The organism is Facklamia sp. P9177 (assembly GCF_050409585.1).
Lineage (GTDB): Bacteria > Bacillota > Bacilli > Lactobacillales > Aerococcaceae > Facklamia.
Window position 1 is genome coordinate 1 of sequence record NZ_JBNUPE010000021.1, and the last position, 21,643, is coordinate 21,643.

Below are 21,643 nucleotides of genomic sequence, written 5' to 3' on the forward strand. Positions count from 1 at the left end.
AAGGCTTAAGAGAGTCTTAAGAATAGTTACTAAGTTTAAACAATACATTAAGAATTCCTTTCGTTATCACACACTGACCAATGGCCCTATTGAAAGGATTAATAACAAGATTATATGTGTCAGGAAGAAAAGAAAAGGAGACTAAGCAACCGTTAGTGGCTTAATCTCCTTGGATAGCATCAACCCTATTGGACATAAAGCCCTTATTTGAAGTGCTTTTTGTCTAAATAATTGAAATTTTCAATTATCTAAATTATCAATATGTTTTTTATATTTTTTATTTTATACTCACCTAAGCTATAATTTAACATAAAAGAAACTAGCAGTAATCCAAAAAATTCAATTATATAAACAATTAATTCCAACACATATTCTACCTCTAAAAATGTAAAAAATAAACTGACACCTGTAATTACAACACTAAAAATTAGAGATTCAATTAAGTAAGATTTTACCCTTTGCATTTTAGCTTATTTTGATTTTCCAATAGTTAGTTTCTTACCTGAAAAACTAGTAGGTAAAAACAATTCTTTATCAGATCTTAACCCAATTAAATATATAATACCAATCAATAAAAGTAATATTATTTCCCAGTTCGTTGCTGAAATATCTTTTGTTCTCACATACTTGTATGTAATTTCAACAAGTAAATAAAAGATTGTTACAACTACAATTATTGACGATAGCTCACCAATATATTTTCTTTGTCTTTCATCAATTATCGGATAAATTTCATTGTTAGCTTTTTTTTTCATCTTCATCTTCCTCCCAAAATAAATCGTTCAAAGTTTTCTTTGTAGCTTTACATATAGCAATACATAAATTCAATGTTGGATTATAATTTTTATTTTCGATTAATCCAATCGTTTGTCGAGTAACTCCTACAATATTCGCTAGATCTTCTTGAGATAGATTACATTCTGCTCTAGCTATTTTTAATTTATTATTTTTCATAGTGGTTACCTCCTATAAATAATGTAATGTATTTATTGCTTTGTGTCAAATATATATTGCGTTTCGTTTTGAATTTAAGATTTTTGTTAATTTTCTTTAGTCAATATCTTTTAAATGTTTATACTATACGTCATCACAAAACCTGCAGACTTTTATGAAAATATACGGTAAAATACAATTAAAAAATGATGAAAATTGATTTTGATGATGTGATAAAATTAGAGCTTTTTCTAAAATAGAAAACAGTAATTGTATTTTATCTCAATAGAAGCCAATTTACTGTTTGTTTTTTATAGAGACTTTGTTTTTATGTTTGTTGTTTATGCTTAGAAATTTCTATTTTATACAGAAATTTATAAAAAGCTGCGGTAAAATATAGTTAGAAAAAACATGGCTTAATACCTGTTACTTGATTTGTTTTAAGTAGCAAGCACAGTCAATGAGTACCCATTGACGAAAAATTGATGAAGCAGACCAATAAGGACTGCTTCTTTTTTTATTCAATTTTAACTTGTTAGGGAGACCCTAAGACCCAGAAATTCAAAAGAAAGGAAGATAATAATGGAAAATAGAAGAAGAAAAAACCAACTAAAAATTTGGCTAGATGATGAAGAATTAGCTCTTTTTAAGAAGAAAATGGAAATGTCTAAATGCAATTCTATGGGACAGTTTATTAGAAAAAGTATTTTAGTAAAAGAAATTTATGTAGTAGATTTAGAACCGATTGTTAGATTAGATTGGCTTTTTTCTAATGCAACGAATAACATTAATCAAATTGCAAAACACACCAATCAGACAGGTGTCATCTATCATGAGGATATAAAATCGTTTAGAAAAGATCTTGATCATTTTTCTAAAGAGTTGTGGCAAATTCATTCCCTACTCCTAGGTAGAACAAAAGAAAGGAGCGATTAATATGGCAATTACAAAAATACATCCGATTAAAAAAACACTATCTTATGCTATAGATTACATTACGGATGATAAGAAAACAGATGAGAAAATTCTTGTTTCATCTTTTAATTGTAATCCCATATCTGCTCATAAACAGTTTGAAGCGAGACGAGAACCGTTCGATACAAGGGGAACAGTTTTAGCTAGACATTTAATTCAACCCTTCTTTCCTGGAGAAACAGATGCTGAAACTGCTCATCGAATTGGCCAGGAACTTTGCGAGAAAATTTTAGGAAATGAATATGAATATGTATTAGCAACCCATGTAGATAAAAATCATATCCACAATCACATCATTTTTAATAATGTGAATTTTGTTACTGGTAAATGCTATCAATCAAATAAGAAATCTTACCATAAAATAAGATTTCAAAGTGATGAGTTATGTAAGGAAAATAAACTCTCTGTCATTGATAAATACTATGAATCTTATAAGAGAAAATATAAAACTAGAGGGAAGTCCTGGTATGAAAATGAGATGGCTAATAAGGGGAAATCTTGGAAATCAAAGCTACAATTTGACATTGACCGTATGATAAAACAGTCGAGAGATTGGGAAGAATTTTTAGAGAAAATGACTAATCTTGGCTATGAAATTAAACATGGTAAACACATAGCTTTTAGGTATAAGGATAAGAAAAGATTTACTAGAGCTAAGACTATTGGTGAAGATTATATAGAGGATCGATTAAAAGAAAGAATTGAAGAAAATAAAAAGTTAAGCATCCATCCAGTTAAGAAAAGAGTTGGAAACATTGTAGACTTGAAAAACAATAAGAAGGTTCAAGCTAATAAGGGCTATGAGTACTGGGCTAGAAAACACAATCTTAAAACTATGGCTGATTCTGTCCTTGCCCTTAGAAATCTAGGTGTTAATTCAAAACAAGAGTTAGATCTATTAGTCGAAAAAACAGCTGATGAAAGACAGGATTTACTCGGTAAAATTAAAGAAATTGAGCAAGAAATGGAAAACTTATCTACCACAATGGAAGAAATAGAAATGGTTAGAAAGTATAGAGGTCACTACAAGTACGCTAAGGAAAATTCTGATGATAAGTACTTTGAAAGAGAATATTCAGCAGAATTAAAGCTCTATACTACCTCTGCTACTTCTCTGTCTAAGAAATACAAAACTATGCCTAAATCAAAAGAAATTCTTAAAAAACTTGATGTCTTACAAGAAAAAAAGAACACCCTAATGAAAGAGTATTCTCTTAATAAAGAACAGTTTTCTGAACTTGTATTGTATCAAAATAACTATGATAGTTATATGAATAAGGAAGTGGAGAGATAAGTTTTTCTCTCTCCATTATTTTTTTAAATTTGTTTGTATTTACTTTTTACACTTTTATAATTTTACAAAAATTCTACCTTTTCTTGTTTATTAATAATTTGCTAAGTTTCAAGTAGTATCTCCCAAAGCTTAATTGGCTATATTATCACAAATTATTGCTCGCTATCTCCGTACTACCTTGATTTTTAATCTATGTATTCTTATAAATATTGGTAATACTAATTCCATATCTTCCTCTTTGGTTGGTATAATTCTTTATGATTTTTCATAAAATAAGAGTATAATCATTTACAATGCCTTGCTTATCTACTCTTTAAAACTAAGTTTTTCTAATAGATACTCTAGGTAGGTTTCCTTATCATATATTATTCTTGCCTCAACTGGCATAGAGAGTAAAAGTTTTATGTTCTCTCCATTTTTAGATAATTCTTTTTCACTAATTTCTATTTTTGCTTTGTAAAAATTTTTCCCACCTTCTGAATCTTGTATATTAATAGCACTTGATTCAATGTTTTTTACTACTCCATTCAAAGTACCATATTTGTATGTGTTTATGCCCAAAATAGCCACATCCACATTTTGATTTTCTTTAACCTTTGATATATCTGTAACTTCTATATATGTATCTATATAGTAGTTTTCTGAAGAGTCTGTGGATAGTTCTATCAGGGCCTGATTCATTTGAACATTCAATCCTTCTTTTATGGGATTTAGATAATGAATTCTTCCTTCTTTTGTAGATTTTAGTTCGTAATTATTATCCCTTTTTTCTAATACTGATATATTCAGTTGAATATCATCATTTGTTTTTTCTATTGTTTTTATTTCCGCCCCTATTTCATTAACAAATTGGAAATATATCTGTTCTGATTGACCTGGTGTATCCTTTTGTCTGTTTATTTGATATAACTCTTCTTTTAACCCTTCTATTTCTCCCGTTAAACTTTCAATCTTTGATTTAGCATTTTCATATTCTGATTCAGCCTTACTTTTATTTTCTAAAGCTTTAGAATTTTCTCTATATTCGTGTTTTTTATCTTTTAATATATTTTCTTTCAATTCGATCAATTCTAAGTCCAAGTTTTCTTCTTGTTTAAGTTTAGAAATTTCTTCTTCTAAATCTAATATTTCATAATTAAGGTTTTCATAGTAGGTGACTAGCTCTGCGTAATAGTCCTTATTTTCCTTTAATTTAGAAAGCGTACTATCATTTTTTGTTTTTTCATCTGTTTTAGCTTTAATTTTTTCAGTTTTTTTATTAATATCTTCTTGCGTATATTTACTGTTATTTTTTTCCATATTTAGACTAGAAAGATAATATTCTATCTTCCCATAATATTCTTGTTCTGCCCCTTCATCCTTTAACAGGTTTTCTTTCTTGTCTAAAGACTCTCTATATTTATTAAGTAAATCAATCTTTTCTTTATTATTCTCTAAAATTTTCTCTTGTTCTTTCCTCTGAACTTTCTCATCACCATTTGATATAATTAATATTGTTTCATTTTCTTTAACATAAGCTCCTTCAGTTTTTAATATCTCAACAACTGTACCATTAACATTTGAAGATATATAATTTATACCTTTATCAGCTACTATTCCTTGAGCTTTTACTATATAATTTTTTTTGATTTTACTTGATGCAAATCCCACCAATAATACAATAAATATTAAAAAATATATTAAAAAAATCATAAATTTTGGTGGTTTTCTATCGAAAAATATCCTTGAATTTTTTAAATCTTGTTTGTTATATAATTTCATATCATTTTTACCGGTTTAAATATATCCATAACTATATGGTCTTCACTTTCCTCAAGAGATATCATGTATATATCTCCTCTTGTTATAATGTTTTCTTCATATTCATAGATCTCTAATTTATTAAATGCAAGTTGTAGATACTCTGGTTTTCCTTCAAATCTTGTATATAGACAATGCTCTACAACTAACTCATCTAAAACTTTAAACTGTTTTTTATACTGTTTGTAATCATGTGCTTGAATATATAAAGTATAGTTTGCAGTAATTGCACCATCTTCAGATATATTTATACCTTCATTACACACAATTAAAGGCCCAAATGTTTGTGCTTTTAACATTTCCAAGGCATTTATAAACTTACTTATCTCCACCTCTATAGACTTCAAATCAAAATTTTCCAATTTCTTTTCTATTACATTTTTTAGTTTTAATTTTTTATTTTCTTTTATCTCAATCTTAGCCACTATTCACCTCCCATATATAAATAAAAATTTAGGTAACTAACGAAAAACAAAATAATCATAATCACATAATTTAATACACTTGTTTTTTCCATCTTCTGAACTGTAATAAGTTTTTTAAAACTTCTAATATCAAATTTAATTACTCTATAATCTGTGCAAAAATTGTATCAAATAATATACATTCTCTTATTTTATAAATTAATTCACTAGTATTGAGCATTAATCTATAATAAATCAATTTTTAAATTAGGAAGCTTCTCTTAAAATAAGTATGATATTATCACACTATTATTGCTATTTCCCTTTAATTTCTATTTTCTAATATAAAGGGAAGCTTGATTGTTATCTTAAAAGCTTCCTCCATATCTACCTAATATAATATCTATTTGGAATTTTCATGAAAAAAATATATAATCCCATTTAGATAGAAAAAAGTAATTACACAACCTTATAAAATCAAACACCTGGTTTTTTCCATTCAAAAATTAATAATGAAATTAAAAATAATACTACTAATACAACATTTGTTATAAGTACAATTTTCCTAATTGAATTGTATAAACTTCTATAGAATAAAAATGTGAAAGATGAGTAGAATAGAAGTAGTATAAATGAGTAAAACAATATTTTTTCAAATAGTTTCATATAACTCACCTAGTTTTATATAAATCACCAAAACCAATTTAATCTATTATTGTTTGGACTAACATCATACATATCCCATATATTAGCAGCTACATCACCTACACTCATCCACCCAGAAAACTTAATTAGATTTCCCAATACAGTTCCAGCTATATGATTAGCTGCTCTTACCCCAAGCCATTTTCTAGCCACTTTAAAAATTTCTCTTTACAACTGTTCTTCCATTTTTAACAATATAACTTCTAACTAAATCTACAGTTCCACCACCAAGCAAAGCATTAAAAGCAGCATTTACAGGTATACTAAGTGTCCACTTGTATAAGCTAAGGCCACCATCCAAATACATCATTTCTTCTTGTTCTATCTCAACATAATTTCTTGGTAATACTAACTCCATTTCTTCCTCTTTAAAATGCTACTAATTTTTTATGATTCCTCATAAAATTAGTAGCATTTTATCATTTAATATATTTTATACAATTTCTTATAAATATAAAAACTAGCAGATTTAATAAAAATAATTTACTTTAAATAAAGTGATTGTTTTTAAAGTTAATAGCGACTTCATATATCAATATAATAATTAATGTTAGATTTTACTATATCTGTCAGATATAAATACAATGGTCATAAAGTATAAATAAATATATATAAATTCAATAAAAGTATCTGCAACTAAAAATACTAAAATTATAGTTGGAATAATCATAAGAGAAAAAATTTTTGTTCCTACATTTGTAGTTTTTTTATTTTCGGAGCTATTCTCCTTAGAATAACGAAACTTTGATTTATTTTTAATCATAATTGCTATTACTATATTTAGTATTATAAATATAACTAAATATAAAATCGGTTGTCGCATAAATTCATCCATTAAATCTTCCTTCCTCTTTTAAATTATATAGCTCTTTTAAAGACTTAACTTCTAATTAAACCATTTCTGCTTTTGCTCCTGTTGTTATTCCGAAAAGACTTGTTGTTATTAATCTATATCTCCCATATTTTGAATATAGAATTTCCGCATCAGACGCTGCATCAACTAGTTTCCCAGCAATATATCCTTGATATGCAGCTGTAACCCCAGTAAACATTGATAACGGTAATCCTAATCCTGATGCAGCTGCTCCAGCTGTAAGATATCCGCCATACACTGCGTTTGCTCCCAATGCTGCTCCAAGTGCGTAATAAGCTCTAAATCCTGTTTTATTATAAAACACCCTAGAATGTACAGCTCCACCTTCCAAATACATCATCTCTTCTTGTTCTATCTCAACATAATTTCTTGGTAATACTAATTCCATTTCTTTCTCCTTAAAAAGTATAGTTCTTTATGATTTCTCATAAAATTAGTGACATATTTACATTTAACCTCCTTCCTTTATTGATATGTAATTTCATCATCACTATTTATATCTACCTTATTACTTTTTGTAGATTCTACATAATGATTTTGAATTTTTACCATATTAAAGTAATTTTTCTTGTTGTCTATTAACTCTTGATGAGAACCTATCTCTTTTATTTCACCATTTTTTAAAACACATATTCTATCACAATTAACTATTGTGGATATTCTATGAGCAATTATAATAACTGTTTTATTAATAATTCGATTAAATATTAGATCTTGTATTATCTTTTCACTAAAGGAGTCCAAATTCGATGTTGCTTCATCAAATATATAAATATCAGAATCAGAAAGTAAAGCCCTTGCTATAGCTAGTCTTTGTTTTTCTCCCCCTGATAAATTTCCTCCCTTTTCCTCTATATATGACATATACTTATTCTGTAATTTATCTATGGTATCGTGTATCCCCACCATCTTACATACAGATACAATTTCTTCATAAGTAACATTTGGATTACCTATCTTCAAGTTTTCAATAATAGTTCCTGAGAATAATTCAATCTCTTGCGGTATATAGGCAATTTTGTTTCTTAAATAATAGGTATCTATATCTGATAAATCATATTCTCCAATTTTTATCTTACCTTGATTATTCTCTATAAATTTCAAAAGTAACCTTATAATTGTGCTTTTACCAGCTCCACTATCTCCAACAAATGCAAATTTTTCAGAATTCTTAATAGTTAGATTAAAGTCATTTAATAAATTTGGTCTTGAGCCATAGGCAAAAGATACATCTTTGAACTCTATATCATTTTTTAAATCTATATCCTTTATACTGTGTTCTTTGTATTCATCTTCTCTTGTCAAATCCATTAACTCATTAAGTCTGTTAATAGCAATTGATGATTCTTGAAATTTAAGTTGTAAGCTAACAAGGTTTTGTATTGGTTCCGTAAAAAATTGGCTAATTGACTGAAAAACAAGCAAATCACCTATAGTCATTTTTCCATCAATAATAAATAATGCCCCTATTGCCATAAATAATATTCCACCTAGTGTATTTACTAAAGAGGAAATTGAACCTTGAACATTAGATAAAACTCCTTCTTCATACGCAATTTTAAGAGTATTAACAAATCTATTTTCTAATTTTTCCAATTGGTTTTTTTCATCATTTAAAGCTTTTACTGTATTAATGTTCTGTAGTGATTCAATTAACTGTGAATTTAATACTGCCCCTGATTCCATTTGTTTTTTATTGATTTCTTTATATGGCTTCTTAAATATATAGATCAAAATAATATTTACTACAACCATTAAAGCTAGTATTCCAAATAGCTTAGGATTAATATTTATTAATACTATTGTACTTATAACTGATAAACCTATATCTAATATTAGACTTATTGATATAGAAGTAAATATGTCCTTTATCGTCATTGCATCTTGAAATCTGGTAATAATATCTCCCGTTTTTCTTGATGAGAAAAATGTATATGGCAAATGAATGATATGGTCATAATATCCCATTAATACAGGTATATCTACTTTTCTTGATAGGAAAAGTAAAATATGTTGTCTAAATGCTGAAAGCAATGTCTGTAATATAGATACTATTCCAAATACCATTAAAAACACATAAAGTGTATTCTTTAATCTATATGGTATAATCTCATCCATAAGTATCTTTGAAAAAACACTTGAAAATATTCCAAATAAATTGAGTAATAATGATGCAAATATTATTGTAATAAATAGCTTTTTTTGTGGAAGTATTAATTGTTTAAATATTTTAAACATTGAACCTGATTTATGCCTTTTAACTTCAAAGTCAGCTTTTGGAATCATAAAAATTGCTACTCCAAGAAATATTTCTTCAAGTTCATCTAAGCTAATCTTTTTTATCCCTATTGCAGGATCGTCAATTAAAAATCTATTTTTTCTCATTAATTTATGCAAGACTATAAAGTGATTCTCACCATTTGAGTTTTTTACCTGCATAATTGCTGGTAAAGTTACGCTTTTATCAATATCTTCAAGGTTTATTCTTACTGCCTTAACATCGAATTTTAATTTATCTAGTCCAAAAACAACTCCTTTTACAGTAGTACCATACATATCAGTTCCAATGATTTCACGAATTTTCATAATACTCAATTCTTGACCATAAGTTTTTAATATTGTTGATACAACTGCTGCAGCACAATCAGATTGATCGTGTTGTAAAGTTGATGCATATTTCTTAATAAACATATTTACTCTCTTTATTATTTTATTAAATATACTAGTATATTATCTTCATAATAAAGTAAATCAATTCTATGTGTCAATTTTATTCGCATTAATTATGGAATTATAGACTATAATCTTTTTAGAAAATCCACGTATTATAGTAAAATAACATTATTTGCTTCGAGATTATTTTGTTAAATAATTTTAATATTGTAGGTTGATTACACAAATTTGATAAATTGTGTTAAGTATCATTTATAAATATAGTTTTTTTATTTATACCCTTTTTTATATCCGAATTAACTCATTTTAAAAAAAGAGCCTGGGACAAAAAGTTTTTCGTTTTATAAATTCTTTACTCTATAGTTATATGAAGTCAATAAGATAATTATCATAGGTATCATTAAGGACTTCTTCATTTGACACTCCTGTTTCAAGGGATATAAGACCTTTCACAAATTCTTTATGGTTATATTCAGCAAGAAAATCTATTGTATTTTTCATATCTTTAAAATTTGTGTTTTCCATATTAGCTATAGTCTTTAAATCATTTGCATACCTTACAGATTCCCATTCATGTTTTCCACTTTCCTTATTTAACTCCAATACTGTAGCTAAAATAAATTGATCGCCGTCAAATAAGGTAGCTTGATTATCTTTAACATCAAATACCACTATGTCTCCAAATTCAGTATCAATTACATTACCTTTTTTATCCCAATAACAAAAAAGACGGTGCAGTCCGAAGACCACACCGCCAATATTATCTTTCTGTTTCTATTTTTTTATCTGACTTATCCGTTTGTTTGCCCTTATCCTCTGCCTTGTACTTCTTTATTGCTCCAAGTATGGATTCTTTTTTAGGACTTTTATCTTGGTCTCTCTCTTTTGCTTTTAAAAGTTTTGATGATAGCACTCTTATATTTGTATATTCCTTTCCATCATCTCCAAGGCTTACCTTTGTTTGCCCAAATACTTTCATAAAATCTCCCTGTTTAAGCTTTTCCATTCCTTTTGCTTTTTCTCCATAGGCTGAACAAGAGTGGTAATTCTTCCCTCCCTCCTTATCATTAGAAACCAAGGTAAAGTTAGCCACCTTGAGTTTCTCTCCTTGATTATCCTTTATCTCTAATAGTTCTGGATCTTTAATAAGATTTCCTACTACATTGATTAGGTCATCTCTTTCTTCCTTTATGGTAGCTTCTTCTTGTAGTAAGCCTTGTTCTTTAAGATTATCGATCGAGTAATCAAATTCTTCACTTAATAAACCTTGGGTATCATTGTCCATAAACTCCTCATATAAGCTATCTAAGGCTTTTTCATCATTAATCCCTTTCTCATAGCTAATTAAGGCTTTTACGAAGTCCTGATAGTTATTATCTGCCATTTCTTCAATGTTTTTTCTCATCTCTTTGTAAGTCATTTAATCATCCTCCTATAATTAATAAAAGGAGCTATCTCTAGCCCCTTATCTTTCCTGTGTATTTTCTTTTACTGCTTTATCTTTGTTTTCGTTGCTGGTATTTTGATAGGCTCTAATTTGTCCTAAAATAGATGGCTTATCTTCTAATTGCTCTTTACTATCTAGTCTACTATGATAATTGTCCTCTACATCATAAGTCGATTCAAAGTAATCACTATCCTTAAAATCGTGGTCATATCGGTCAGGGATACCATCATTATCTAAATCCTTATCTAATGGATCATAAAGGTTACCGTCATCATCTATGGCTAAACCAGTTGCTTGAATAAGATCCTCTGAATCCATATAGACTAAATCATTAAATTCTGCTTGATGGATACTTTCTATCATTTCCTTAATGATTTCTTCTTCCGACATTCCCTCCTCTCCAAACTTTTCTGTTGATACTAAAATATCCTCGTCTAAATATAAAGACCAGGACTTTTCTTCAAGGTTTAATTCATAAGATATAGAGTTTCTTCCATCAGGTGTTTCTGTGTAGGCTATTCCAACATGGGCTAGATCTGGATACAATTTGTCAAAGTCTTCATAAGAATCATTGCTATCATATTCTTCATTACAAAATTCAACAATGGCTCTTTTTAAATCTTCCATAAGAGGGGTTTTATTTTCTAGTTCCTCCACTTCACCCATATCTAATAGCTTATTTAGTTCAGCAAGTCTTAAAACTTTATCCTCTAATTCTTTTGCTTGCTCAAATGGATTTTTCAGCTCCTCCCTTGCATTTACTAATTGTTCCTTAGTAGTTTCTAGCTTGTTCTCTAATCTTTCTAGTTTTTCATCTAGTTTACCAAGGACATTATCTAGCCTGGTAAGATTCCCATCAGCACTCGTCCCAAGACTACCTTGATGTTTGGCTTTACCATTTAAGGAAAAGTTATATTCATTAAGAAATGAGTTATAGGAAACCTCTAATTTGAAATTACGGTATAAACCAATTTCTTTTTCTTCTCCCATCTTGACAGTCTTTATAGCTTCTAATAGTTTTTCTCCTGCCAGTTTTTTATCTAGGATTTTTTCTCCTGCTATTGTTATCCCATTAAAACTATCTTCTCCACTTAACTTAGGCTCTACTATCTTTATATCCTCTTTTACTGCCTGGATCAGGTCTTCTGTAACTTTTATCTCTCTAGGATAGGTCTTACTTACCTTATCCTCCAAACGATACTTATTGGACTTGTAATTGGCTTCTAGCATCTTTAATTTGGTTACTTGGTTGTCTAAATCCATCTTTTCCTTGATTAAAGGATTTCCAGTTGCTAAAGCCTTAATTTCAGCATAATTAAGAGAACTTTCATCTACATCTTCCGCAGCTCTTACTGGTGTTTTAGAAGTCATAATTTGAGAGATAAACTTTTGCTTGTTTTCAATCGTCTGCCATAAATAGCTGTCAAAGGTATTTTCAGTAACATAACGATATATATTTACTTTCTCATTTTCATTTCCCTGTCTTACAATTCTACCTGCTCTTTGCTCTAAGTCAGCGGGTCTCCAGGGTACATCTAAATCATGCAAAGCAATCAGCTTGTTTTGAACATTCGTGCCTGCTCCCATCTTTTGCGTTGAACCTAAAAGAACTCTTACCTCACCCTTTCTTACCTTAGCAAAGAGTTCTTCTTTTTGCTTGTCTGAATTAGCTTCATGAATAAAAGCGACTTCTTTTTCTGGTACACCTAGTTCCACTAGCTTTTGTCTAATATCGTCATAAATATTAAATTCCCCATCTCCCTTTGGTGTGGACATATCAGAAAATATCAGTTGAGCCGATTTATTTTCCTTGGTCTTATCCCAAATGGAAAAGACATTTTTCACACAGACATTAACCTTGCTATCAGGATGATCAGGTAACAAAGGATTAATAAGTCTTTGATCAAGTGCTAGTTTCTTCCCATCATTAGTTATCTTTAACATATTATCTTTTTCAGGTTCTACTTGATTGTTTCTTACCTTATCCGCTCTTTCCGCTAAAGAAGATAGAATTTCTTTTTGTTCCTCTGAAGGCTCTGTTTTTAAAACCTGAAATTCTGCTTCTGGTGTTGGAAGTTTTAACATATCTGCTGTTTGAATATCAGCCACTTCACGAAACATATTCATCAGTTCTGGTAGGTTATAAAACTTAGAAAATCTGGTCTTAATGCGATACCCTGTTCCTTCAGGACTTAATTCCATAGCAGAGGTCGTTTCTCCAAAGGTGGAAGCCCATGCGTCAAAGTGTTCTAAACCATGTTTTTTCAAGTCCTCATACTGTAAATATCTTTGCATGGTGTAAAGTTCAGTCATAGAGTTTGAGATAGGTGTTCCTGTAGCAAAGATCACTCCTTTGCCTCCTGTCATTTCATCCATGTAACGACATTTCATATACATATCTGATGACTTAAAGGCTTCCGATTGTCCAATACCAGCGACATTTCTCATTTTGGTATGAAGATATAAATTTTTGTAATTGTGAGCTTCATCTATAAATAGCCTGTCTACTCCCAACTCTTCAAAGGTAATTACATCATCTTTTTTAAAGTCATCATTTAGTTTTTCAAGCCTTGTTTCTAATTTCTTTTTGGTCTTTTCTAATTGTTTAACGGTAAAATTCTGATTTCTATCATGCTTGTAATCACTAATAAAATTAACAATATTTTCAATTTCATCTTGTATATGCTTTTCTTGATATTCCTTAGACATAGGAATCTTTTCAAATTGACTATGACCAATAATTACAGCGTCATATTCCCCTGTTGCAATTTTTCCTATAAATCTCTTTCTATTTTTAGGTTGAAAGTCCTTTTTATCAGCCACCATTATATTGGCCGAAGGATAAAGTTGCATGAACTCTCGACCAAACTGTCCTGTAATATGATTAGGAACGACAAAAAGAGATTTTGAACACATGCCTAGTCTTTTTGATTCCATGCTAGATGCCACCATTTCAAAGGTCTTACCACTACCTACCACATGGGCAAGTAGGGTATTTCCTCCATAGAGACTTCTAGCTATGGCATTTTTTTGATGAGGTCGAAGACTAATTTCTGTATTCATACCATCAAAGGTTAAGTTAGAACCATCATATTCCCTATTTCTAACCGAATTAAATTTTTCGTTATAAATTTTTTCCAGGCGATGTCTTCTATCTGGGTCTTCAAAAATCCAGTCCTTAAACTTCTCTTTAATTAGCTCTTGCTTTTGGCTGGCAAGCATGGTTTCTTTCTTATTGAGTACGGAGCGAGTTTTCCCATCAATATCTGTCACTCGGTCAAATACCTTAGTGTCTTTTAAATTTAAAGAGTTTTCTATTAGTTTGTAAGCATTGACTCTTGATGTTCCATAGGTCATAGTCGCCAGGTCATTGAAATTATCCTTACTCTTACCCTCGATATTCCATTCAGAAGTTTGAGGGGAGAATTTAACATTAATATCCCATCTAGCAAAGCTCGGTGTTTTTAAGGTTTCAAATACAAAGTTTTCTACATCCTTAACTGGTATCCAGGTTGCCCCTAGCCTTACATTTATTTCACTTGCTGTTAATTCTTCTGGCATGACCTCCTCTAGCCTAGATTTTTGATAGTTTAAACGCTCTAATTCCTTCTCTAGAAGCTTTTTCTCATCTACGCTATAGATTCTATAGTCTGGACTAATTGCCACCCTATTTCTCTCATCCTGGCTTAGTTCATACTGGATTTTTTCTATATGACTATCTAGTATGCCAATCTTTTCTCTTATATTTCCTGATAGATATTCATCTGCCGTTACATATCGGTAGCCATAATAGTTTTCTCCACTCGCTCCAGCAAAGGGTAAATCACCATCTTCAATATTTAAGGAAATGGACTTAGCTCCTGCTTCTTCATCAAGGTTTAAAAAGATTTCTCCCTGAAGGTCATTGATTAATTCTTCTTTTGTCTGATTAGTCAAACTTTCCATATAAGAAAAATCAACATAACCTTTTTGGGATACCGATAAGACTAAGGCTTCAAGTGGAGTGTCCACATGATCAACTACCTTTGCCTTCTTAATAGTTCTTTTTGTAAAAATATCTCCTTTTCCCTTAAACTGTTCTTCATCATCTAAAACTTCTATAGATGAAACGAGAGGGAAATTACTATCTTCCTTTAAGGCTCTGGTGTTAGATAGATTATTAATAAAGCCATGTCTATTTGAAAACTCATCATAGACTTCATTTAATCTTCTTTGAGCTTTCTTAATTTCTTCATCAGAAAAATCTTCCTTTTGTTTGTAAATGACATCTTTTAAGGCTTCATTGACTAGTAGATAGTCCTTAATCTTTTCCTTGTAATTGTCACTTACCTCTTTTTGAATGAGTAGGGAGTTTTCCCTGTAATAAACCTCTCCATCAATTAAGGTATAGGAAAAGTTTTTTACATCATCAGTAGCTGGCATTGAAATGAGTTCATCTTCTAATAGTTCAATTTCTTCATAGATATGTTCACTTGAAATCTTCTGACTGGCTATCTCTAGTAAATCTTTCAAGTTTTCTTCACTTGCTTTACAGGACAGTTCCTTACCAAATCGTCCACTAACTTCCACCATCTCACCTAATACCATTTCAGGATGGTCAACAAAGTATTTGTTGTAGACAAGACCTTTTTCATCACTTGCTAAATGAATCCAGTCCTCATCTCTTTCAATAATGGAGTCTCTTTTTTTAAGAAAGATAATATCCGAAGTTACTTCTGTTCCAGCTTCTCCCTTAAAAGTATTGTTAGGAAGTCTGATTGCTCCCATAAATTCAGCTCGAGCTGCAAGGTATCGTCTAATACTTTCATCTTTTTTATCCATTGTTCCGCTGGATGTAATAAAGGCGATAATTCCACCATTTCTAACCTTATCTAAAGATTTAGCAAAGAAATAGTCATGGATTAAAAAGTTGTTTTTATTGTATTCTCTATCATTAACCTTAAAATCACCAAAAGGCACGTTTCCTATGACTAAATCAAAGAAGTTATTGGAAAAGTTTGTTTCTTCAAATCCCTTAATTTGAATATCAGATTGTGGATAAAGGTATTGGGCGATTGTTCCACTTAGAGAGTCCAACTCTACCCCATAGATTTTTGATTCACTCATTTTTTTAGGAAGTGAACCGATAAAATCTCCAACGCCAAGAGAGGGTTCTAGTATATTTCCTTTACGATATCCCATATCTGACAAGGTTTGATAGATAGAGTCCATGACTAAGCTTGGTGTATAAAAACTTGTTAGGGTTGATTCCTTTGCTCGTTCATATTCTTCACCTGATAGATTTTCCTTTAAAAAATTTCTAGCTTCTTCCCACTGCCCAGCTTTGTTTTCATCAAAGACATCTGCTAAACCACCCCAGCCAAGGTAGTTAGATAAGATTTCTTTTTCTTCCTTACTTGCTGGTCGATCTTCTTTTTCAATTTGCCTTAAAGTTTTTATGGCACTGATGTTTCTTTCTAATCTTTCAGATGGTGTGAGAGAGATAAGTTCTTTCTTATCCTTTTTAGTTATAGTTTCACTTTCAAGTTCTTTCTCAACTACTTCTTCATCAACGACTTGACTTTCTACTTCTTTCTCATCTGCTATTCTTGTAAATAAATCTTCAAGGATTTTCTCATCTCTAAAAGGAATTACATTAGACCCTCGAATCATGCCACCTAGATATTCTGTGTGAGATCGAATGGTTACAGTCTTTAAATCAGAACTCGTATCAAAATTTGTAATAGTATAATCATCGTCCTGATATCTAACCTGGTCTCCTACTATAAAGTCTGGTCTTTCTAGGCTAATTTTTGATAGTAAATCTTCTTGATTATTAAAGCTTATGACTGGTCGATAATGATTACCCTCTCGCAAGGCTTCAAGCTCTATTTCCCTATTACTTTCATTATTAACTATTTCTTTAATAAGATAGGCTTCATGTTCATAATAAATCCTTTGACCAAGTGATAGCTTTACTTCTTCTTTTAAATGGTCATCTATCTTAAAGACTGGATAATTTCCACTATCCAGTAAGTTATCAATTTTCTGACTTTCTTCAAAGCTACTTCCTCGATACATGGGATATTCTTTTCCATCAAGTACTACGATATTTCCTGTATCTTCAATTTCTATGTCTTGAATGCTATTAGGCTCTACTAATGTAAATTCTGTTCCAACCTTTAGAGCGATTTGTTTTTCTTGTGATTTGTCCTCAATCTGACTGTATAGATAATCAAAAAGCTCTCTGTTAGCTTCCTTTCCATCTCCTATATCAACTCGTAAGTGCTCCGTTCTTTCCCCATTAACATAGTGGTCAAAATAAAACTTATGATAGCCCTCATAAGAATCAGTCATCTCTCCATACTCATCTATTCCATAAAGAGTATTGTGTGCTTTTACTCTTTCATCTAAATCAGAAATCTCATCTAATAAAGCGACTGAAAGTCTTTCCCCACCAAAATCCTTAGAAAAAGTTTGTGACCTTTCATTAAATTCAATTATCCAATAGTCTTCTTCTATTTCTTCTTTCTTTTCAAAGCTTAAATTTTCAAGCCCTTCTTCTCTTTCCTTTTTTTCCTTATAGTTCTTTGCCTCATTAAGCATTTCTACAAAAGAGTTCATAGGAACTTGATCTATATTGATTTCTTTTTCAAGGGCTCTCGCTTGATCTACTATAATCTCGCCCTTCCATAGATAATCTTTTAGGACAATAAACTTTGAGATTTCTTGTATCTCTGATTTTTTTAGATAATCTAATGCCTGACTTCTTAAATAAACATTGTCAATATTGGCATTTTGATTCATATCATCTACTAACCATTTTAATTGTTCCATCTTCCAAGAAGGAAGGCTTGGATCAAGAAGAACTTCTAAATCTACTTGACTAAACCTATAGTCTCTTATAGCACTTTCTAGTTGTTCAATTTGATCTTCGCTATAATCTAATAAATCTATATCTAAGATGGTCATTTCTTTTATTTCATTTGTACTTTCCTTAATTTCCTTTTTTTCAATATACAAATTTTTAGAAAGTAACTCATCTATATGCTTTGCTACATTTGACCAAGTAAGAAGAATATCATTACAGTCTTTCTTTTCTAATTTAAGACCCTTTGCGTCATGCCATTCTCCGCTTCCTCTTGCTCCTGAAACAGCATGAGAGCTTCCACCAATTCCATACTCGTCTTTTAAGAAATTAGCTTTTTCCTGAAGTGTGTGATTTTCTTTAAAGTATTTTGCAATTCTTTCTTTTCCTCTATCTACACCACTTCCTCTTGAAATAGTAGCAAGAATCTCATCTTCTGTAATAAAAGCTTTTAACGATGGTTGATCAGTCAGTTTCGTAGAATATTCCTTTCTTGGAAGTTCAAGTTCCTGTAGTTTCTGATAAAGACTATCCACCTTGTGATAATGAAATCTTAGTACATCTCTATTTTCTTTATATTCTTCTAAAAATCGTCCATACTCTTTAACGATATTTCCAAGGTTTTCAGGTTTTTTAAGGAGCTCAGATAATCTTTTAGCTTCATCCGGAAAGCCACCTCCTCCTTCTATAAAGTCAAAATAGCCCTGTGCTTTTCCTTCTTCGCTTAAATCGTGATATAGATACCCTAGCGATTCTGAAATTTTATCTCTTTCATAGTCAAGTGCTTCTGAAAGCTCTACATTTGTGGCAAACTCTCCTTTTTCCAAAAGCTCATTTATTCTATTAGCTACATCACTCCAACTTAAAACTTGCGTCATATCTTCTCTTGCAGATGTTCCATAAGCTAAATGAATCCCCTCATCCGAATACCATGAAGATACTTCTTTTTCATCAATATAAAATCCATTTCCACCTTTAAATGTATCTTTTAGGTATTCTCCTAATTGTTCTACTGTTTTACCTTTGGAAAATTCAGCAATGATAGGAAGTCTACCTCCCTCATGGTTTCCTCCGTTTACAAGAATACTGTCAATCTCTTTTTGAAGAAGGGGAATTGTGAGTTTAATCTGTTCAAAACTTTTATTAATATCAAAAAAAGAAGCCTGTTCAGCTCCTTTTCCTAAATCAGTATTTTCTTCTCCTAGCCCTCTACGATCTCCTTGATGATGATCTCCTTCAAGGCTGACATCATGTTCTTCTCTTGTTTCTGGTATTCTTCTGGACTCTTCTTCTTCATGGTCTCGGTTAAATTCCAAGCCTTCATCATTTTTTCTTTTTCCGTTCTCAATAGACTGATCGCTCTTTTTTGTGTTTCCATCAAGTGATTGACTAGTTGATTCTCCTCGTAAAGTTCCATCAGCATCTGAAACTTGCTGTCTTCCTCGCTGTTCACCAGATAGTCTAGTCTCATCACTGAATAAGTCGGATTGGGAAATTCCTTGATAAATTCCTTCTCTTTCTCCAACTGGTCTAGGGTTTTCTCCCTGATTGTCATGGCGATCTCTTCCATCGATTCCATCTGCCCAAACTCTGTCTTTATTTCCTGTGTCCTTATCATCTCGTCGAATAACATCTTCTCTACCTCCCTTATTTTTGTCCCTATCTTTATTATAATCTGCACCAGCTCTTTCTGTCAGCCCCTGATTTAATTCAAAAGTCCTGGTTCTTTCCATGGTATCTTCAATAATTTCTTCTACAAGGTCTGAAACTACATAGCCTAGACTCATTAGGGTAATCCTATCTAGGTGCAAATAATTTTCTTTTATTAAATTTTTATCTACTTCGTAATCAATATTAAATCGACCTGCTAGAGAATAGGAAATAGACTGATAGATAAAATCCATAAAGGAAGCTCTATCTCCATCAGATATTCTCATTTCATTGGCTAGACTATAGATTTTATCCTCTCCATAAATTCTTGCCAGGCTATAAAGATTTTCTGATAGCTTGTCATTTCCTCCATATCCCTTATCTGCTAGGATCTCACTTAAAATTAAATCATGCCTTTCTGGATTAAACGACCACAATTTGACCTCATTGACTTCCTTATTTCTTGATACCGTCTGACTAATATCAAAGATATAGTCTATTTTTCTGTATGAACCGTAATCTTCCATAATTGGAGTACCTTTTTCTCCACGCATAACGGTTCGATTAAATCTTTTTCTCCAAAAATCAAACTTAGCACAAGCAATGGCATTGGGATTTTTGCTATAGATATTAAGTTGACTTAAGAAATCATATCGTTGATTATTTCCAATGACTTTTAAAAGCTTTAAATATTCGTCTTCATTACTTAAAATATCTTCTTTAATTAGCTCTGTAATCTTATAAAAATCATTAACTCTCATATTCTAACTCCTTTCGTTTTTTAGTAATAAAAAAGACGATATCTCTATCGTCTTAAATCTTATCTATTTTCTTAATTGGTCTTATTCATCTAATTCCCAATATCCATTATTACCACTTCCAATATATCTTAGGTTTTCTATTTCTTTAATTCGTCTTTCAATAGTTTTTTCACTTACACCAGCTTGTTCAGCTATTTCTTTTCTTGTTATCCTATCGTTAGCTCTTATCTTATCTATAATAAAGTCTATTAAATCTTCTTTGGACTGAACGACATCGTGAGCGACACCGTGAACGACATCGTGAGCGACACCGTGAACGACAGTCCCCCCACCCACTTTTTTCGTTGCAATTTCCTTAAGAGGAATGATTGTTTTAAAAATATCTCCTTCTTCAAAAACAGGTTCTGCTCCTGAATAAAGTTTAGCGTATTTATAGGTGTTTCTCATACCAGAACCTAGTTCATCAGCAATTCCAATCTCTCGAAAGACTTTTGATATAGGTGGATTTTTTGGAAAGGGTTTAAATCTTTTTATATCTAAAATACCTAAACCATGGGCTAGATTACTATTTTCAACTAAAATCTTTTCATCATCTATGATCATCTTGGCTGGAAAACCACTAGAATAATCCCTATGAGCTAGGGTGTTGGATATTATCTCCCTTAAAATCATATCTCTTGCATTAACATTTAAAGTCCCATCTAGAACAAATAAATCATTTAGATGTTTTTGCCCAAAGGCTAAAAGTCGATCATAGGAATCAATGAGGTTGGTTATAACCACATCTCGATCATCATAACGGTCTTTATTTTCAACTCGAAAGATTGCATCTGTCTTATGTTGAGGTAGAACTGACATAATAGTAGAGTCCTTACCAAATAAAAGGATTCCTGCCAAAGTAATCCCCTCTTGGTTACTTTCAGGATCAAGCAAGATTAAATTGGTACTTCTTAAAAGCTCTTCATTATCCATTGTATCCCATAGGTGGTTTTGATTACGACTTAGAGCTTTTGCCCTTGCCTTGTTTATGACTTCTTCATCTAAATGCTCCAAACCTATCTTGGGATAGACCTTATTTACAAAATAAGTTCCTTGCTTTCTAGCATAGAGTTTATAAACCTGTTCTGACTGGTCTGTGATGTTGATATCTCCTTCATGAGACCTGTCCCAAATCCTTCCATTATGCCTGCATACTTGAGAACCTCTCGGTACTCTAATATAAATCAAGGTCTTACCATCGATATCCATTGTTTTGGGAACTAAATAAAGGGGTGGATTTA

At 30.9% G+C, this 21,643-nt stretch carries 15 protein-coding genes; 3 read left to right on the forward strand and 12 right to left on the reverse strand.

All coding sequences use genetic code 11. The features are described from left to right. The first annotated feature begins 46 nt into the window (after positions 1–46). Positions 47–145 carry a hypothetical protein gene (locus ACQV18_RS08660; protein WP_428892958.1) on the forward strand — a complete coding sequence of 33 codons (99 nt, stop codon included), beginning with the start codon at positions 47–49 and terminating at the stop codon, positions 143–145. A 325-nt stretch (positions 146–470) separates the two neighbouring features. Here the strand turns inward: ACQV18_RS08660 and ACQV18_RS08665 are convergent, their stop codons facing one another. Both ACQV18_RS08665 and ACQV18_RS08670 read right to left on the reverse strand, forming a co-directional pair. Then, a complete protein-coding gene (locus tag ACQV18_RS08665; protein WP_428892945.1) occupies positions 471–755 on the reverse strand; it encodes a hypothetical protein in 285 nt (94 codons plus the stop codon). After that, positions 739–954, reverse strand: a complete 216-nt coding sequence (locus tag ACQV18_RS08670; protein WP_428892946.1) for a helix-turn-helix transcriptional regulator — start codon at positions 952–954, stop codon at positions 739–741. Before ACQV18_RS08670 ends, ACQV18_RS08665 begins: the two co-directional genes overlap by 17 nt. Positions 955–1,515: 561 nt before the next feature. On the opposite strand from ACQV18_RS08670, the gene ACQV18_RS08675 reads away from it, so the two are divergent. Next, positions 1,516–1,869 carry a plasmid mobilization protein gene (locus tag ACQV18_RS08675; protein ID WP_428892947.1) on the forward strand — a complete coding sequence of 118 codons (354 nt, stop codon included), beginning with the start codon at positions 1,516–1,518 and terminating at the stop codon, positions 1,867–1,869. 1 nt (position 1,870) lies between these two features. After that, on the forward strand, positions 1,871–3,202 hold the full coding sequence (locus ACQV18_RS08680) for a relaxase/mobilization nuclease domain-containing protein (RefSeq protein WP_428892948.1): 1,332 nt from the start codon (positions 1,871–1,873) through the stop codon (positions 3,200–3,202). 306 nt (positions 3,203–3,508) lie between these two features. On the opposite strand, the gene ACQV18_RS08685 is transcribed toward ACQV18_RS08680, so the two are convergent. The 10 genes from ACQV18_RS08685 to ACQV18_RS08730 form a co-directional block, all read right to left on the reverse strand. Further along, positions 3,509–4,963, reverse strand: a complete 1,455-nt coding sequence (locus ACQV18_RS08685; protein ID WP_428892949.1) for an HlyD family efflux transporter periplasmic adaptor subunit — start codon at positions 4,961–4,963, stop codon at positions 3,509–3,511. Next, on the reverse strand, positions 4,960–5,427 hold the full coding sequence (locus ACQV18_RS08690) for an AraC family transcriptional regulator (protein WP_428892950.1): 468 nt from the start codon (positions 5,425–5,427) through the stop codon (positions 4,960–4,962). Before ACQV18_RS08690 ends, ACQV18_RS08685 begins: the two co-directional genes overlap by 4 nt. Positions 5,428–6,265: 838 nt before the next feature. Continuing rightward, a complete protein-coding gene (locus ACQV18_RS08695) occupies positions 6,266–6,469 on the reverse strand; it encodes a hypothetical protein (RefSeq protein ID WP_428892959.1) in 204 nt (67 codons plus the stop codon). Positions 6,470–6,661: 192 nt separating this feature from the next. Beyond that, a complete protein-coding gene (locus tag ACQV18_RS08700) occupies positions 6,662–6,946 on the reverse strand; it encodes a hypothetical protein (RefSeq protein ID WP_428892951.1) in 285 nt (94 codons plus the stop codon). Positions 6,947–7,001: 55 nt separating this feature from the next. Continuing rightward, the gene (locus ACQV18_RS08705; protein WP_428892952.1) at positions 7,002–7,373 is read right to left on the reverse strand and encodes a hypothetical protein; all 372 of its coding nucleotides are present in this window, start codon (positions 7,371–7,373) and stop codon (positions 7,002–7,004) included. Positions 7,374–7,450: 77 nt separating this feature from the next. Then, positions 7,451–9,676 (reverse strand): peptidase domain-containing ABC transporter, encoded by a 2,226-nt coding sequence (locus ACQV18_RS08710; RefSeq protein ID WP_428892953.1) that lies wholly within the window; start codon positions 9,674–9,676, stop codon positions 7,451–7,453. Between the two features lie 345 nt (positions 9,677–10,021). Beyond that, positions 10,022–10,330: a hypothetical protein gene (locus ACQV18_RS08715; protein ID WP_428892954.1), complete on the reverse strand. Its 309-nt coding sequence runs from the start codon at positions 10,328–10,330 to the stop codon at positions 10,022–10,024. Between the two features lie 88 nt (positions 10,331–10,418). Then, a complete protein-coding gene (locus ACQV18_RS08720) occupies positions 10,419–11,078 on the reverse strand; it encodes a DNA-binding protein (RefSeq protein ID WP_428892955.1) in 660 nt (219 codons plus the stop codon). A gap of 45 nt (positions 11,079–11,123) precedes the next feature. Beyond that, complete coding sequence (locus tag ACQV18_RS08725; protein WP_428892956.1) at positions 11,124–20,363, reverse strand: helicase-related protein; 9,240 nt, start codon at positions 20,361–20,363, stop codon at positions 11,124–11,126. Between the two features lie 81 nt (positions 20,364–20,444). Further along, positions 20,445–21,643 (reverse strand): winged helix-turn-helix transcriptional regulator (locus ACQV18_RS08730; protein ID WP_428892957.1); only part of this gene is annotated, 1,199 nt, incomplete at its 5' end.

Excerpts from the sequence above, each read along its gene's own strand:
- ACQV18_RS08725 (WP_428892956.1), bottom strand. The coding sequence starts at position 20,363 with ATGAGAGTTAATGATTTTTATAAGATTACAGAGCTAATTAAAGAAGAT.
- ACQV18_RS08670 (WP_428892946.1), bottom strand. The coding sequence starts at position 954 with ATGAAAAATAATAAATTAAAAATAGCTAGAGCAGAATGTAATCTATCT.
- ACQV18_RS08710 (WP_428892953.1), bottom strand. The coding sequence starts at position 9,676 with ATGTTTATTAAGAAATATGCATCAACTTTACAACACGATCAATCTGAT.
- ACQV18_RS08705 (WP_428892952.1), bottom strand. The coding sequence starts at position 7,373 with ATGGAATTAGTATTACCAAGAAATTATGTTGAGATAGAACAAGAAGAG.
- ACQV18_RS08685 (WP_428892949.1), bottom strand. The coding sequence starts at position 4,963 with ATGAAATTATATAACAAACAAGATTTAAAAAATTCAAGGATATTTTTC.
- ACQV18_RS08675 (WP_428892947.1), top strand. The coding sequence starts at position 1,516 with ATGGAAAATAGAAGAAGAAAAAACCAACTAAAAATTTGGCTAGATGAT.
- ACQV18_RS08680 (WP_428892948.1), top strand. The coding sequence starts at position 1,871 with ATGGCAATTACAAAAATACATCCGATTAAAAAAACACTATCTTATGCT.
- ACQV18_RS08665 (WP_428892945.1), bottom strand. The coding sequence starts at position 755 with ATGAAAAAAAAAGCTAACAATGAAATTTATCCGATAATTGATGAAAGA.
- ACQV18_RS08695 (WP_428892959.1), bottom strand. The coding sequence starts at position 6,469 with ATGGAGTTAGTATTACCAAGAAATTATGTTGAGATAGAACAAGAAGAA.
- ACQV18_RS08700 (WP_428892951.1), bottom strand. The coding sequence starts at position 6,946 with ATGGATGAATTTATGCGACAACCGATTTTATATTTAGTTATATTTATA.
- ACQV18_RS08720 (WP_428892955.1), bottom strand. The coding sequence starts at position 11,078 with ATGACTTACAAAGAGATGAGAAAAAACATTGAAGAAATGGCAGATAAT.